Origin of the sequence: Pseudomonas sp. UME65 (genome assembly GCF_014170225.1) — a bacterium.
Lineage (GTDB): Bacteria > Pseudomonadota > Gammaproteobacteria > Pseudomonadales > Pseudomonadaceae > Aquipseudomonas > Aquipseudomonas protegens.
Genome location: NZ_LZZQ01000005.1, coordinates 1 through 14,874, shown reverse-complemented (window position 1 = coordinate 14,874; position 14,874 = coordinate 1). Strand labels below are relative to the sequence as shown.

Below are 14,874 nucleotides of genomic sequence, written 5' to 3'. Positions count from 1 at the left end.
CCGCCCCTGGCGGGCCACTCTATTTCTACTCGATGAGGTGTCCCCATGTGGAGCTACCAGGCGCCGCTGCGCGATATGCAATTTGTCCTTGAGCACTGGCTGGAGGCCCCCGAAGCGTGGCGTCGCAGCCCGGCGTTCGAGGCGCTGGACCTGCCCCTGGCGCTGCAGGTGCTGGAGCAGGCCGCGCGTTTCAGCCAGGACGTACTGGCGCCGCTGAATGCCAGCGGCGATCGCCAGGGTTGCCAGTGGGCGGACGGGCAGGTCAGCACCCCACAGGGTTTTGCCGAGGCCTATCGGGCCTATGTCGAGGGCGGCTGGCCGGCCCTGGCCTGCGCCGAAGCTTTGGGTGGCCAGGGCCTGCCGCAGCTGCTGGACGCGGCGCTGCAAGAGATGCTCTATGCCAGCAACCACGCCTGGGCCATGTACACCGGCATCGCCCACGGCGCCTACTTGTGCCTCAAGACCCACGGCGCGCCCTGGCTCCAGGAGCGCTACCTGCCCGAGATCATCAGCGGCGCGAGCCTGCCCACCATGTGCCTGACCGAGCCCCAGGCCGGCAGTGATGTCGGCCTGTTGCGCTGTCGTGCCGAGCCCCAGGCCGATGGCAGCTATCGCCTCAGCGGCAGCAAGCTGTTCATTTCCGGCGGCGAGCATGACCTCACCGACAACATCCTGCATCTGGTGCTGGCCCGGCTGCCGGGCGCGCCGGAGGGCAGCCGGGGAATCTCGCTGTTCCTGGTGCCCAAGCGCTTGCAGCAGGGCCGGGGCAACGGCGTGCGCTGCGACGGCATCGAACACAAGATGGGGATCAAGGGCAGCGCCACCTGTTCCCTGGTGTTCGAGGCGGCCCAGGGCTGGCTAGTGGGCGAGGCCCATCGCGGCCTGGCAGCGATGTTCGTGATGATGAATTCGGCGCGCCTGCACGTGGGCCTGCAAGGCCTGGGGCATGTCGAAGCGGCGTGGCAGAACGCCCGTGACTACGCTGGCGAACGCCAACAGATGCGTGCGCCATTGCGCCCCGCCGGTGTCGCCGCCCAGGCCGCCGACCCGATTCGCTACCACCCGGCCATGCGCCGCGTGCTGCTGGAATTGCGCGCCACCAGCGAAGGCCTGCGGGCCATCGGCTACTGGGCCGCGCACCTGCTGGACCAGGCCGAGCATCACCCTGAACCCCAGGTCCGGCGCCAGGCCGATCAGCTGGCGCAACTGCTGACGCCGATCATCAAGGCGTTCTTTACCGAGCAGGGCTTTCGTCAGGCCAGCAACGCCTTGCAGGTCTTCGGCGGCTACGGCTACGTCGCCGAGTTCGCCATCGAGCAGACCCTGCGCGATAGCCGCATCGCCATGATCTACGAAGGCAGCAACGAGATTCAGGCCAACGATCTGCTGTTGCGCAAGGTGCTGGGGGATGGCGGGCAGGGCTTCGCGCTGTTGCTTGAGCAATTGCGCGATGAGGCCGGGCACGGCGCCCAGGTGCCCGAGTGCGTTGGGTTCGCCCGGTCGTTGGCGGATCTGGCCGAGGCGTTGCAGGCACTGGTTGCCCAGGTGCAGCAGTGGGCGCTGGAGGATGCCGAGTACCCGTATCGCGCGGCCGGGGATTTTCTGGCGTTGTGTGGCCTGAGCCTGCTGGCGCTGGCCTGGGCTCGGGCGGCGCGGGTCTCGCACAGTTTGCCCGAGGGCGATCCGCTGCGTGGGGCGAAGCTTGAGACGGCGGGGTTCTTTTTCAGCTACCTGTTGCCCCAGGTCGAACAGCGGATGACGGCGGTGCGCGGCGCCCGGGCGGCGCTGGCCTTTATCTGAGGCGATGCAGGCTATTGGATCCAATATCGAAGCGAACCACGCCACAGGCTTGCTTAGCAGTGAGCCTCGTAGTGGGGCTCGTCGCCTGCCTGAACGGTGATGGTCGATAATCGCCCGCTAATCCCGGTGCCTTGTCGGGCATCTAAGCATTTGATCCCTATGGAAATTAACCCCGACCCTGGTTGGTCTGGGATCTTTTGCTCAGCCGTTTCAGCCCGTTCGTCTCTTGTTATTGGATCCATTAAGCGCTTTATTGGCGACCTGGCGATGGCAGGAGCCCTCCTGACCGTCGGCAATAAAAACAACAATAAGGGTTTCGTCATGAATGTCTTATCGACGGTGTGCAGCCGCCTGGCTGGCGCGCGCTGGCTGTCTGTGTGCACAGGTTCTTTGGGTGTTGCGCTTCGGGTCCTGGCCGAATGGCAGGTGCGCCCATGAACCTCGATCTCAAGCAACGGGTCGACCAAGGCCCGATGGGCTCCTTCCAGTGCCTGGCGATCGGTATCTGCATTGTCCTCAACATGATCGACGGCTTCGATGTACTGGTGATGGCCTTCACCGCCGCTTCGGTGTCCGCCGAGTGGCAACTCAACGGGGCGCAGATCGGTCTGCTGCTCAGTGCCGGTCTGTTCGGCATGGCCGCCGGTTCGCTGTTTATCGCGCCCTGGGCCGACCGCTTCGGGCGCCGGCCGCTGATCCTGTTCTGCCTGCTGCTGTCGGGTGTCGGCATGCTGCTTTCGGCCGGCAGCCAGAGCCCTTTGCAACTGGCGCTGTTGCGCGGCCTGACCGGCCTGGGCATCGGCGGCATCCTGGCCAGCAGCAACGTGATCGCCGCCGAGTATTCCAGCCGCCGCTGGCGCGGCCTGGCGGTCAGCCTGCAATCCACCGGCTATGCCCTGGGCGCGACCCTGGGCGGGCTGCTGGCGGTGTGGCTGTTGACTTATTGGGGCTGGCGCTCGGTGTTCCTGTTCGGCGGCATCGTCACCTTGCTGGTGATCCCCCTGGTGCTGCTCTGGCTCCCCGAATCCCTGGACTTTCTCCTGGCCCGGCGGCCGGCCGATGCCCTGGCGCGAATCAATCGCCTGGCCGGGCGCCTGGGCCATCCGCAACTGCTGCAAATGCCCGCGGCAGCGGTACGCGAGCAGGGCGCCGGCAGCGGTTTTGGCCAACTGTTCGCCGGGCCGATGCGGCGCACCACGCTGCTGATCTGGCTGCTGTTTTTCCTGGTGATGTTCGGTTTCTACTTCGTCATGAGCTGGACCCCGAAACTGCTGGTGGCCGCCGGGCTCTCGGCGCAGCAGGGGATCACCGGCGGGGTGCTGCTGAGTGTCGGCGGGATCTTCGGCGCGGCGCTGGTTGGCGGCTTGTCCTCGCGCTGGCCGCTGACCCGGGTGCTGTCGCTGTTCATGCTGGTGACCGCCGGGCTGCTGGTGCTGTTCGTCGGCTCGGCCTCCTCGATTGCCGCGGCCCTGGGCCTGGGGCTGCTGATCGGGCTGTTCGCCAACGGCTGCGTGGCCGGGCTCTACGCCCTGTCACCAGTGGTCTACGACGCTTCGGTACGGGCCACCGGGGTCGGCTGGGGGATCGGCATCGGGCGCATTGGCGCGATTGTCTCGCCCACGGTGGCCGGGGTGTTGCTGGATGCCGGCTGGCAGCCGCTGCACCTGTACGCAGTGTTTGCCGTGGTCTTCGTGCTGGCGGCGGGTTGCCTGTTGTTGCTGCGCCCGGCGCCGCCGCAGGCGCAAGCGGCCCTGGCTTAGCCCGCGGAACCGGATAAGGCGGCGGGCGCTGTTTCAAGACTGGCCGTCGATGATCGCCGCGGCCACGGCCTGGCGGAACCAGCTCAGGGCGGCGGAGCTGTCGCTGTTGGGGTGCCAGTGCAGCGAGACTTCGAACTCCCCCACGGAAAACGGCAGTTCCAGTTGCCGCAGGCCGCCTTCGAGGGTGAACAGGCGGGCGATCTGCGCTGGCAGCACGGTCAGCAGGTCGGTGCCGGGCAGCACTTTGGGCAGCACCGAGAAGTGCGGCACGTGCAGGCTGATGCGGCGCCGGGCGCCCATCTGCTTGAGCACGTCCTCGACGCTGCCGTGGCCGGTGGTGCGGGTCACGGCGATGTGCCGCTCGGCGAGGAACTGCTCCAGGCTCAGCTGGGTGCCGATGCGCGGATGACGGTCGCTGAGCAGGCACACGTAGCGCTCGCGGATCAGCACCTGGCTGCGGGTGCCGGTCAAGGGTTTGCGGCAGATCAGCGCGTCGACCTTGGCGCTGCTGAGCCACTCGCCGGCCTGGTCCACCTGCAGCGGCAGGACTTCGACTTCGGCCTCGGGGGCCTGCTGGTTCAGGCGCGCCAGGATCAGCGGCAGGAAGCCCATTTCGCCAAGGTCGGAGAGGGCGATGCGAAAGCGCCGTTCGGTGGTCGCCGGGTCGAAGCGCCGGGTGCTGTGCACGGTGTTCTCGATCCGCGTCAGGGATTCGCGAAAGGCCGGGTACAGCTCATCGGCCAACTGGCTGGGCTGGATGCCGTCCCGGGTGCGGCTGAACAGGCCGTCGTCGAACAGCTCGCGCAGCCGCGCCAGGCCGTAGCTGACCGAGGGCTGGGTGACGAACAGGCGCTCGGCGGCCAGGGTCACGCTGCGGGCTTCGTAGAGGGTGACGAAGGTGCGGATCAGGTTCAGATCGATGTGGCTCATGCTGCCTCATGGATATAGACGGGTCTTATTTTTAATAGAGATAGTATCGATTTGATCAATTTCGTGGCGGCTGCAAGAGTAACTCAAATTCTAAAAAACAGCGGCAAAGGTCCATATGAAAACCGTCCATAGCGCCTCCTACGACATCCTGCGGCAACAAGGCCTGACCACCGTGTTCGGCAACCCGGGTTCCAACGAGCTGCCCTTTCTCAAGGGCTTCCCCGAAGACTTCCGCTACATCCTCGGCCTGCATGAAGGCGCGGTGGTGGGCATGGCCGACGGCTTCGCCCTGGCCAGCGGCCAGCCGGCCTTCGTCAACCTGCACGCCGCGGCCGGCACCGGCAATGGCATGGGCGCCCTGACCAATGCCTGGTACTCCCACAGCCCGCTGGTGATCACCGCCGGCCAGCAGGTGCGCTCGATGATCGGCGTCGAGGCGATGCTGGCCAACGTCGATGCACCGCAGCTGCCCAAGCCCCTGGTCAAGTGGAGCGCCGAGCCGGCCTGCGCCGAGGACGTGCCGCGGGCCCTGAGCCAGGCGATCCACATGGCCAACCAGGCGCCCAAGGGCCCGGTGTACCTGTCCATTCCCTACGACGACTGGGCCCGCCCGGCGCCGGCCGGGGTCGAGCATCTGGCCCGGCGCCAGGTGGCCACTGCCGGGCTGCCCTCGGCGGCGCAATTGCGTTCGCTGGTGCAGCGCCTGGCGGCAGCGCGCAACCCGGTGCTGGTGCTGGGGCCGGATGTGGATGGCAGCCAGAGCAACCACCTGGCCGTGCAACTGGCGGAGAAACTGCGCATGCCGGCCTGGGTCGCGCCGTCCGCTTCGCGCTGCCCGTTTCCCACCCGTCACCCGAGCTTTCGCGGGGTGCTGCCGGCAGCCATTGCCGGCATCAGCCGCTGCCTGGCGGACCATGACCTGATCCTGGTGGTGGGGGCCCCGGTATTCCGCTACCACCAGTTCGCCCCGGGGGACTACCTGCCCGCGGGCACCGAGCTGCTGCACATCACCTGCGACCCCGGCGAAGCGGCGCGTGCGCCCATGGGCGATGCGCTGGTGGGGGACATCGCCGAGACCCTGCAGGCCCTGGTCTGGGCGCTGCCGGATTGCGACCGGCCGCAGCCCCAGGCCTTGCCGCCGGCTGCTCCGGTCGAGGAGCTGGGCGGCCTGCTGCGCCCGGAAACCGTGTTCGACGTGATCGATGAGCTGGCGCCCAAGGACGCAATCTACGTCAAGGAGTCCACCTCCACCGTAGGCGCCTTCTGGCAGCGGGTGGAAATGCGCGAACCCGGCAGCTACTACTTCCCGGCCGCCGGTGGCCTGGGCTTCGGCCTGCCAGCGGCGGTGGGGGTGCAACTGGCCCGGCCGGAGCGGCGGGTGATCGGGGTCATTGGCGACGGCTCGGCCAACTACGGTATCACCGCGCTGTGGACGGCCGCCCAGTACCAGATCCCGGTGGTGTTCATCATCCTCAAGAACGGCACCTATGGCGCCCTGCGCTGGTTCGCCGGTGTGCTGCAGGTCAGCGACGCCCCGGGCCTGGACGTGCCCGGCCTGGACTTCTGCGCCATCGGCCGCGGCTATGGCGTGCACTCGGTGCAGGCCAACACCCGCGAGGCGTTCGCCCAGGCCCTGAGTGAAGCCCTGGCGGGCGACCGCCCGGTACTGATCGAGGTGCCGACCCTGACCATCGAACCCTGAGGGCTGCCTTGTCGCCGGGCGCGAGCCCGGCCTTGCCAACCGCAACCTGCGGACTCACCAGAAGAATAAAAAGAGGTGGTTATGAACACGACTTCGGTCACTGCTGTGATAGATGACGCGCCCCAGCCGGCGCGTTCCGGTTCCACCCACGCCGACATCGGCACCTTGCTCGACCATGGCCCCTTCACCGGCATGCAGAAGCTGGTGGTGTTGCTGGCGGCGCTGTCTATCGTCATGGACGGCTTCGACGGCCAACTGATCGGCTTTGCCATTCCGCTGATGATCAAGGAGTGGGGCATCACCCGCGAGGCGTTCGCTCCGGCGGTGGCGGCCGGGCTGATCGGCATGGGCATCGGCAGTGCCTGTGCCGGTCTGTTTGCCGACCGGTTCGGCCGGCGCATGGCGATCATTGCCAGTGTCTTCGTGTTCGGTGCGGCCACTTGCGCCATTGGCCTGGCGCCCAATGCGCTGGCGGTGGCGGCCCTGCGTTTTATCGCCGGGCTGGGCATCGGTGGTGCGCTGCCCAGCGCCACCACGGTGACGGCCGAGTTCACCCCGGCGCGGCGGCGTACCCTGGCGGTGACGGCCACCATTGTCTGCGTGCCCCTGGGCGGGATGCTGGCGGGGTTGTTCGCCTCCCATGTGTTGCCGCTGTACGGCTGGCGCACCCTGTTTTTCATCGGCGGCAGCCTGCCCATCGTCCTGGGCTTTGCCTTGCTGGTGACGCTGCCGGAGTCGCCGCGCTTTCTGGCGCGCCGGCCCCAGCGCTGGAACGAGCTGGGCACCTTGCTCGGGCGCATGGGCCGGCCGATGGCGGCGGGGGTGGTCTACACCGATGCCCTGGAACAGAAGAGCGAGAAGCAGGGTGGTTTCCGCGCCTTGTTCGCCCTGGGCTACGGGCGTGACACCCTGGCCCTCTGGGTCGCGTTCTTCATGTGCCTGACCGCGGTCTACAGCGCCTTCAGCTGGCTGCCCACCATGCTGCTGTCCGAAGGCCTGGAGCTGTCGGTGGCCGGTTCCGGGCTGACCGCCTACAACCTGGGCGGGGTGATCGGGGCACTGGTGTGCGCGGTGGCCATCACTCGCTGGGGTTCGTTCTGGCCGCTGCTGATCTGCTGCGCCGGCGGCGCGGCCAGCGCCTTCTTGTTGCAGGTGGTGGACATCCACCAGGACACCGGGCTGCTGATCTTCGGCTTCGGCGTGCACGGCCTGTTCGTCAACGCCGTGCAGTCCACCATGTTTGCCCTGTGCGCCTTTATCTACCCCACCAGTGTGCGCGCCACCGGCACCGCATCGGCCCTGGCCTTCGGGCGCCTGGGGGCGATTCTCAGTGCCTTCGCCGGAGCCCTGGTGATTACCCAGGGCGGCGCCAACGGCTACCTCACGCTGCTGGGTTCGGTGATGGTCATGGCGCTGCTGGCGCTGCTGATCGTGGGCCGGCACATTCCCCGGCGTCTGCCGGGCCAGTCATGAACGCGGCCCGGTGCGTGAACCGGCCACTCAAACAGGAGGTTCGATGAATATCACCATTCTTGGCGCGGGCGCCATGGGTTCGCTGTTTGGCGGCCTGCTGGCGCAAAGCGGCCAGCAGGTAACCCTGCTGGACATCAACGACGGGCACCTTGCGGCGATCCGCAGCGACGGCCTGCTGCTGGCCACCGACAGCGGCGAGCGGCGCATTACCGGCCTGCACGCCTGCCGTCCGGAGCAGGCCACGGGGCACCCCGACCTGTTGCTGGTCTTCACCAAGACCCTGCACACCGACAGTGCCTTGCGCAGTGTCGCCGGGCATATCGCCGGCCACACCCTCGTACTGACCCTGCAGAACGGCCTGGGCAATGCCGAGGCGCTGTCCCGGCATGTGGCCCCGCAGCAGGTGCTGATCGGCATGACCAACTGGCCCGCCGACATGGTCGGGCCGGGGCAGGTGCATTCCCACGGCCAGGGCATGGTGCGGGTGCTGGCCCTCGATAGCCGCGAGCGCAACGCCAGCCAGGAGGTGGCGGCGGTGCTGGACGCTGCCGGGCTGAACTGTGCGGTGGACCCGCAGGTCTGGACCTCTATCTGGGAGAAGGTGGCCTTCAACGCCGCCTTGAACAGCCTGTGCGCCGCCACCGGCTGCACCGTGGGCCAGCTGGACGCAGCGCCGGAAGGCGTGGCCCTGGCCCGGTCCATTGTGCTGGAGGTGGTGGCGGTGGCCAGGTCCCAGGGAATAGAGCTGGATGCCCAGGGCTGCCTGGACAGTGTGGCGTTCGCCATTGCCCATCACCGCACCCACAAGCCTTCGATGTTGCAGGACGTGCTGGCAGGGCGGCCCACGGAGATCGGCTCCATCAATGGCCAGGTGCTGGAACGGGCGCGGCAGGCGGGGGTGCCTGTGCCCCACACCGAAACCCTGCTGGGCCTGCTGCGCCTGATCGAAAAACGCGCCGCCTCGTAGGAGCCGGCTTGCCGGCGAAGAGGGCCTTGGGGCTTGTGTGGCGCTGGCGGGCGCCTTCGCTGGCAAGCCAGCTCCTGCATACGCCGGCTTTTGTGTGACACATCGGTTTATGAATGCTGTTCCATGAGGAGATTTTCCATGAGTGATTCCAACGCGGTCTATCGCGATCTGCACCTGCAACCCATCGCCGGACAGTGGCGCGCCGGCGCCTCCGGCAAGACCCTGGTGGTGAGCAATCCATTCGACGGTGCACAGCTGCTGGAACTGGCCCAGGCCAACCGCAGCGACCTGGACGCGGCCTACGCCAAGGCCGCCCAGGTGCAGCCGCAATGGGCGGCCCTGGGCCCGTCCCAGCGCGCGGCGGTGCTGCACCAGGCGGTGGCGATCTTTGACCGGCGCCAGGAGGAAATTGTCGACTGGATCATTCGCGAATCCGGCAGCACGCGGATCAAGGCCCTGGCCGAGTGGGGCGCGGCGCGGGCCATCACCCTGGAGGCGGCGTCCTTCCCGGCGCGGGTCCACGGGCGGATTGTCGAATCCGATGTGCCGGGCAAGGAAAGCCGGGTGTACCGCAGCGCCCTGGGGGTGGTCGGAGTGATCAGCCCGTGGAACTTCCCGCTGCACCTGACCCAGCGCTCCATCGCCCCGGCCCTGGCCCTGGGCAACGCGGTGGTGGTCAAGCCGGCCAGCGATACGCCGGTGTGCGGCGGCCTGCTGCTGGCCAGGATCTTCGAGGAAGCGGGCCTGCCCGCCGGGGTGTTCAGCGTGGTGGTGGGGGCCGGTAGCGAGATCGGCGATGCCTTTGTCGAGCACCCGGTGCCGGCGCTGATCACCTTCACCGGCTCGACCCCGGTGGGGCGCGGCATCGGCCGCATCGCCAGTGGCGGCGAGCACCTCAAGCACGTGGCGCTTGAATTGGGGGGCAACAGCCCGTTCGTGGTACTGGACGATGCCGACCTGGAACAGGCGGTGAACGCCGCGGTGTTCGGCAAGTTCCTGCACCAGGGGCAGATCTGCATGGCGATCAACCGCATCATCGTCGACGAGCGCCTCTATGACGCCTTCGCCCAGCGCTTCGTGGCCCGGGTCAAGCAGCTCAAGGTGGGTGATCCGCAATCGCTGGACACAGTGATTGGCCCGGTGATCAACGCCCGCCAGTTGCAGGGCCTGCAGGACAAGATCGCCCTGGCCCGCGAGCAGGGCGCCGAGCCACTGTACGAGGGCAGGCAGAACGGCAACCTGCTGGCGCCCCATGTGTACGGCGAAGTGCGTGCCGACATGGACCTGGCGCGCAATGAAATCTTCGGCCCGCTGGTGGGGCTGCTGCGCGCCCGGGACGAAGCCCATGCCCTGGAGCTGGCCAACGACAGCGAATTCGGCCTGGCCAGTGCGGTGTTCACCGGCAACCTGGAGCGCGGGGTGAACTTCGCCCGGCAGGTGCGCGCCGGCATGACCCACATCAACGATGTGCCGGTGAACGACGAGGCCAACGCGCCCTTCGGTGGCGAGAAGAACTCAGGCCTGGGGCGCTTCAACGGCGACTGGGCGATCGATGAATTCACTCGGGACCACTGGATCAGCCTGCAGCACCGGCCGCGTCAGTATCCCTTCTGACCCGGCACCTTTGAATAACGCCCGGCCGCCCTGGCCGGGCTTTTGAGCATCCGTGAGCGCGTGGGCCCTTGTCGGCCTGTCGGGCACGGCTGCGCCTATGAAAAGCGGAGAACAATAATAATGAACACCCGTCATCCGATGCAGTGCCGTTCCCTGGTGGGGGCTTGCTTGTCCGTGGGCCTGTGCGTGCCCGCCTGGGCCGCCGACGACAGCGGTTTTTTCGAGGGGAGCAAGACCGACCTGCTGCTGCGCAACTACTACTTCAACCGGGATTTTCGTGACCATGACGCGCCCAAGGGCCAGGTCGAGGAGTGGGCCCAGGGCTTTATCCTCAAGTTCAGCTCCGGCTACACCCCGGGCACCGTGGGCTTTGGCCTGGACGCCATCGGCCTGTTCGGCCTCAAGCTCGACAGCAGTCGCGAGACTAGCGGTTCGGAGTTGCTGCCGGTGCACGACGACGGGCGCGCCGCGGACAATTTCGGTCGCGCCGGAGCGGCCCTCAAGGCGCGGATTTCCGCCACCGAGTTCAAGGTCGGCGAGCTGCTGCCGGACATTCCACTGCTGCGTTATGACGACGGCCGCTTGCTGCCGCAAACCTTCCGCGGGGCCATGCTGGTCTCCCGAGAGATCAGCGGCCTGGGGCTGCAGGCCGGGCAGTACCGTGCCGTCAGCCTGCGCAACTCCTCGGACATGCAGGACCTTTCGGCCTGGGCCGCGCCCGGGGTCAAGTCCGACGGCTTCAACTACGCCGGTGCCGAATACCGCTTCAACCAGCAGCGCACCTTGCTCGGGGTCTGGCATTCGCAGCTGGAGGACATCTACCGCCAGAGCTACTTCAACCTGCTGCACAAGCAACCGCTAGGGGACTGGACCCTGGGGGCGAACCTGGGCTACTTCATCGACCGCGACGATGGCAGCGCGCGTATCGGCCGGGTCGACAGCCACACCGCCTATGGCCTGTTCTCCGCCTCCCGGGCCGGGCACACGCTGTACCTGGGGTTGCAGAAAGTCAGCGGCGACAGCCCCTGGATGTCGGTCTACGGCAGCAGCGGCCGGACCCTGGGCAACGACATGTTCAACGGCAACTTCAGCAACGCCGGCGAGCGTTCGTGGCAGGTGCGTTATGACTATGACTTCGCCGCCTCGGGGATTCCCGGGCTGCTGGCCATGGTGCGCTACGGTCGTGGCGACAGCGCCACCACCAAGGTGGGCAATGACGGCCATGAGTGGGAGCGCGATACCGAGATCGGCTACACCCTGCAGAGCGGCACCTTGAAGAACCTCAGCCTGCGGCTGAACAACGCCACCAACCGACGCAGTTTCAACAGCGACTTCGACCAGACCCGGCTGATTGTCAGCTACCCGCTGTCGCTCTGAAAACCCTGTAGCCGCTGCCGCAGGCTGCGAACGGCTTGGGCGGCATTCCGACGCAGCAGACGCAGCGATTCCACGGGCGCTGGAGGTCCGGCGGCAGATCGCCAGGCAAGGTCCTGCGGACCTTTGCGCAGCCTCGCCGAGGCTCGGCAGCGGCTACAAGGTAGCCGCTGTTTCGTGCTGCTTCGTATGGCTACGGCAATCTCGGGGTGCGTGTTGCGGGGGGGCTTGCGTTACTATGGCCGCCCACGTTTTCAGGAAGCTGCCCGGATGAGCAAACCCGGTCAAACGGTGCTGGTCGCGCTGCGCAAGATGATCGCCTCGGGCGAGTTGGCGGCAGGCGAGCGCTTGATGGAGGTGCCCACCGCCGAGCTGTTCGGGGTGTCACGCATGCCGGTGCGCATGGCCTTTCGCACCCTGGAGCAGGAAGGCCTGCTGGTGCGGTTCGGCGGTCGCGGGTTTCAGGTGCGTTCGGTGAGCGCCGAAGACATCGCCGGGGCGGTGGAGGTGCGCGGGGTGCTGGAAGGCCTGGCGGCGCGCCAGACCGCCGAGCGCGGGCTGTCGACCGAGGGCCGGGCGATTCTCGAACGCTGCCTGGTCGAGGGCGATGCGCTGTTCGACAAGGGCTATGTCAACGAAGAGGACCTGGAGCTCTATCACGACCTCAACATGCGTTTTCACCAGGTGATCGTGGCGGGCAGCGGCAACCCGGCGATCGCCGATGCCCTGGCGCGCAACGACCACCTGCCGTTCGCCTCGGTCACCGCCCTGGCAGTAGACCGCCAGGACATGGCCCGGGAATACCGGCGCTTCAACTATGCCCACATGCAGCATCACTCGATATTCGATGCCCTGGTCAATGGCCAGGGTGCGCGGGCCGAGGCCCTGATGCGCGAGCATGCCAACGCCACCTTGCGCTATGCCGAGATCTTCGGCTCGGCCGTGGCCGACGAGCGCATGAGGCTGATCCTGCGCCCGCAGTGAGGCTCTACAGATCCAGCACCAGCAGCGGGCTCCTGGCCCGGGAACAGCAGGGCGTGAACTGATCGTTGCGCGCCTGCTCGTCCTCGGTGAGGAACAGGTCGCGGTGCTCCGGTACCCCTTCCAGCACCCGGGTCAGGCAGGTGCCGCAGATCCCTTGCTCGCAGGAAATCGGCACTTCGATGCCCTGGTCCTGCAGCACCTGGACCACGCTGCGATCGGCCGGTACCTGGAAGACCTGGCCGCTGCTGGCCAGCTTCACCGCGAAGCTGGCGTCGGCGCTGTGGTCGATGGGCGCAGCGCTGAAATATTCGCGGTGCAGGCATTGCTCCTTCCAGCCCTGGGCCCGGGCGTTGTCCAGCACGTGTTGCATGAAGCCACCGGGGCCGCAGACATACAGGTGCACGTTGTCCCGGGGCCCGGCCAGGGCCTGGGCGATATCCAGGGCGGTGTCCGGTTGTTCGTCGAAATGCAGGCTCACCCGCTCGGCAAAGGGCGAGGCCTGCAAGCGCTGGACGAAGGCCGCGCGCTGGGCCGAACGAGCGCAGTAGTGCAGCTGGAAATCCGCGCCGCTGTGGGCCAGCTGTTCGGCCATGCTGAGGAGCGGGGTAATGCCGATGCCGCCGGCGAACAGCAGGCTGCGCCGTGCTGCGTGCTCCAGGGCAAAGAGGTTGCGTGGCTCGCTGATGCGCAGGCGCGTGCCCACCTCCAGTTGCTGGTGCAGGCTGCTGGAGCCACCGCGGGAGGCAGGGTCCTTGAGCACGCCGATCAGGTAGCGGTGGCGCTCTGCGGGGTGGTTGCACAGGGAGTATTGGCGCACCAGGCCGTTGGCCAGATGCACGTCGATATGGGCGCCGGCGCTGAAGGCGGGCAGGGGGCTTGCGTCGGCCGCGGCCAGTTCGAAGCTGCAGATGTCCAGGGCTTCGTCGTGGCGCGCGGCCACCAGTACGTCGATCATCATCGGTCCTCGCCAGTGGCCGCATCCGGGCCGCCAGCCTGTCGGGTTCGGGGGGTTAACGGCTTGTGGCGATCAAGGGTTCCCGGGGCTCGCGCTCCTGGGCGATCAGCCGCTCCAGGATCCGGCGCGACTGCACGCCGCCGGCGTCGATATTGAGCTTGAGCAGGTTGCGCTGGGGCTGGGCGAGAAGGTTCTGCTGCTGGCGCTCAAGCATCTCCAGGTCCTCGCTGAAGATCTTGCCCTGGCCTTCGCGGATGCTCTCGGTGAGCGCCTGGTCCTGGGGGTTGAAGTTGCGCGCCATGCCCCAGAAGTACCAGATCGAGGTGTCGCTTTCGGGGGTGATGAAATCCACCACGATGCTCGACGCCTTGTACTGCGCAGGGGCGTCGTAGCCACCGTGGCCGGCATGGGCCACGCCGACTTCGATCAGCACATGGCTGGGCGGGCTGAAGCGGCAGATCTGCCAGCGGTCCACCGGCACGTCGTCGGCCAGCTGGTTGCCGCGCAGGGCCATGCGCCAGAAGGGCGGCGGCATGACGTTGTGCATGTGCCGGGCGGTGACCACCTGATCGCCGTCTACTGTGGTCTGCGGTGGCGCCTCGTCGATTTCCTTCTGGCCGATGCTGGAGGCATGCACGTAGGTTTCGTGGGTCAGGTCCATCAGGTTGTCGATCATCAGCCGGTAGTCGCACTGGATGTGGAACAACCCGCCGCCATAGGCCCATTGATCGTTGTCGGCCCATTCCAGGTGATGGATCAGCGCCGGGTCGGCCAGGGCCTGGTCGCCGGGCCAGACCCAGATGAAACCGTAGCGCTCCACCGCGGCGAAGGTCTTGTTGCAGGGGAAGCCGCGCACCCGCTGGCCGGGCATTTCCACGGTCTTGCCGTCGCAGCCCATCACCAGGCCGTGATAACCGCATACCAGGTTGCCGTTCTCGACATAGCCCAGGGACAGCGGCGCGCCGCGATGGGGGCAGAAATCCTCGACGGCGGCTACCCGACCTTCATGGGCGCGGTAGAACACCATGTGTTCGCCGCAGATCTGCCGGCCCAGGGGCTTGCCCTGCAATTCATCGGGGGTGCAGGCAACGTACCAGGCATTCTTGGGGTACATGACGTCTCTCCAGGCGTTTGTTGTTTTTATTTAATGGATCCATTAAATGGTTGGCGCTCTGGGGGTGTCAAACAAATATGCTGATTTAGTGTTCGATAATCGGTTGTCATAGGGATTTTGGATCCAGTGAAGGGGGGTTATGGATCCATTGTTCGCGCGTCAAGGCGCGGCGCGCCGAAGGGCCGGTGGGCAGTTGCGGGG

Annotated in this window: 11 protein-coding genes and 1 pseudogene; 9 read left to right on the top strand and 3 right to left on the bottom strand. The window is 67.1% G+C overall.

Annotated elements, in window-relative coordinates; all coding sequences use genetic code 11:
* Positions 1 to 45: 45 nt before the first annotated feature.
* The 3 genes and pseudogenes from A9971_RS03775 to A9971_RS03765 form a co-directional block, all read left to right on the top strand.
* The gene (locus A9971_RS03775) at positions 46 to 1,800 is read left to right on the top strand and encodes an acyl-CoA dehydrogenase (protein WP_183001430.1); all 1,755 of its coding nucleotides are present in this window, start codon (positions 46 to 48) and stop codon (positions 1,798 to 1,800) included.
* A 159-nt stretch (positions 1,801 to 1,959) separates the two neighbouring features.
* Entirely contained in the window at positions 1,960 to 2,238 is a 279-nt protein-coding gene (locus A9971_RS03770; protein ID WP_134532605.1) for a hypothetical protein, read from the top strand.
* A pseudogene (locus tag A9971_RS03765) lies at positions 2,235 to 3,540 on the top strand (MFS transporter); the annotation flags it as partial. The gene A9971_RS03770 and the pseudogene A9971_RS03765, both read left to right, overlap by 4 nt.
* A 53-nt stretch (positions 3,541 to 3,593) precedes the next feature.
* Here A9971_RS03765 and A9971_RS03760 read toward each other — a convergent pair.
* Entirely contained in the window at positions 3,594 to 4,490 is an 897-nt protein-coding gene (locus A9971_RS03760) for a LysR family transcriptional regulator (protein ID WP_011061759.1), read from the bottom strand.
* Positions 4,491 to 4,605: 115 nt separating this feature from the next.
* On the opposite strand from A9971_RS03760, the gene mdlC reads away from it, so the two are divergent.
* The 6 genes from mdlC to A9971_RS03730 all read left to right on the top strand — a co-directional run bounded on the left by mdlC (position 4,606) and on the right by A9971_RS03730 (position 12,604).
* Positions 4,606 to 6,192 carry a benzoylformate decarboxylase gene (mdlC, locus tag A9971_RS03755; protein WP_015635942.1) on the top strand — a complete coding sequence of 529 codons (1,587 nt, stop codon included), beginning with the start codon at positions 4,606 to 4,608 and terminating at the stop codon, positions 6,190 to 6,192.
* An 81-nt stretch (positions 6,193 to 6,273) separates the two neighbouring features.
* Positions 6,274 to 7,665: an MFS transporter gene (locus A9971_RS03750; protein WP_183001428.1), complete on the top strand. Its 1,392-nt coding sequence runs from the start codon at positions 6,274 to 6,276 to the stop codon at positions 7,663 to 7,665.
* Positions 7,666 to 7,708: 43 nt separating this feature from the next.
* Positions 7,709 to 8,632, top strand: a complete 924-nt coding sequence (locus tag A9971_RS03745) for a ketopantoate reductase family protein (RefSeq protein ID WP_053152266.1) — start codon at positions 7,709 to 7,711, stop codon at positions 8,630 to 8,632.
* 138 nt (positions 8,633 to 8,770) lie between these two features.
* A complete protein-coding gene (locus A9971_RS03740) occupies positions 8,771 to 10,246 on the top strand; it encodes an aldehyde dehydrogenase family protein (RefSeq protein WP_183001427.1) in 1,476 nt (491 codons plus the stop codon).
* A gap of 138 nt (positions 10,247 to 10,384) precedes the next feature.
* Positions 10,385 to 11,623, top strand: coding sequence for an OprD family porin (locus A9971_RS03735; protein WP_370059509.1), 1,239 nt, complete (start codon positions 10,385 to 10,387; stop codon positions 11,621 to 11,623).
* Between the two features lie 267 nt (positions 11,624 to 11,890).
* The gene (locus A9971_RS03730; protein WP_123430605.1) at positions 11,891 to 12,604 is read left to right on the top strand and encodes a GntR family transcriptional regulator; all 714 of its coding nucleotides are present in this window, start codon (positions 11,891 to 11,893) and stop codon (positions 12,602 to 12,604) included.
* A gap of 4 nt (positions 12,605 to 12,608) precedes the next feature.
* Here A9971_RS03730 and A9971_RS03725 read toward each other — a convergent pair whose 3' ends face one another.
* Positions 12,609 to 13,559, bottom strand: a complete 951-nt coding sequence (locus tag A9971_RS03725; RefSeq protein WP_183001426.1) for a PDR/VanB family oxidoreductase — start codon at positions 13,557 to 13,559, stop codon at positions 12,609 to 12,611.
* 55 nt (positions 13,560 to 13,614) lie between these two features.
* Positions 13,615 to 14,673 (bottom strand): aromatic ring-hydroxylating dioxygenase subunit alpha, encoded by a 1,059-nt coding sequence (locus A9971_RS03720; protein ID WP_183001425.1) that lies wholly within the window; start codon positions 14,671 to 14,673, stop codon positions 13,615 to 13,617.
* Between the last annotated feature and the right edge of the window lie 201 nt (positions 14,674 to 14,874).

Bases quoted from the DNA above. Each gene is read 5' to 3' on its own strand.
- A9971_RS03730 (WP_123430605.1), top strand. From the start codon at position 11,891: ATGAGCAAACCCGGTCAAACGGTGCTGGTCGCGCTGCGCAAGATGATC.
- A9971_RS03725 (WP_183001426.1), bottom strand. From the start codon at position 13,559: ATGATCGACGTACTGGTGGCCGCGCGCCACGACGAAGCCCTGGACATC.
- A9971_RS03760 (WP_011061759.1), bottom strand. From the start codon at position 4,490: ATGAGCCACATCGATCTGAACCTGATCCGCACCTTCGTCACCCTCTAC.
- A9971_RS03740 (WP_183001427.1), top strand. From the start codon at position 8,771: ATGAGTGATTCCAACGCGGTCTATCGCGATCTGCACCTGCAACCCATC.
- A9971_RS03735 (WP_370059509.1), top strand. From the start codon at position 10,385: ATGCAGTGCCGTTCCCTGGTGGGGGCTTGCTTGTCCGTGGGCCTGTGC.
- A9971_RS03775 (WP_183001430.1), top strand. From the start codon at position 46: ATGTGGAGCTACCAGGCGCCGCTGCGCGATATGCAATTTGTCCTTGAG.
- A9971_RS03745 (WP_053152266.1), top strand. From the start codon at position 7,709: ATGAATATCACCATTCTTGGCGCGGGCGCCATGGGTTCGCTGTTTGGC.
- mdlC (WP_015635942.1), top strand. From the start codon at position 4,606: ATGAAAACCGTCCATAGCGCCTCCTACGACATCCTGCGGCAACAAGGC.
- A9971_RS03770 (WP_134532605.1), top strand. From the start codon at position 1,960: ATGGAAATTAACCCCGACCCTGGTTGGTCTGGGATCTTTTGCTCAGCC.
- A9971_RS03720 (WP_183001425.1), bottom strand. From the start codon at position 14,673: ATGTACCCCAAGAATGCCTGGTACGTTGCCTGCACCCCCGATGAATTG.
- A9971_RS03750 (WP_183001428.1), top strand. From the start codon at position 6,274: ATGAACACGACTTCGGTCACTGCTGTGATAGATGACGCGCCCCAGCCG.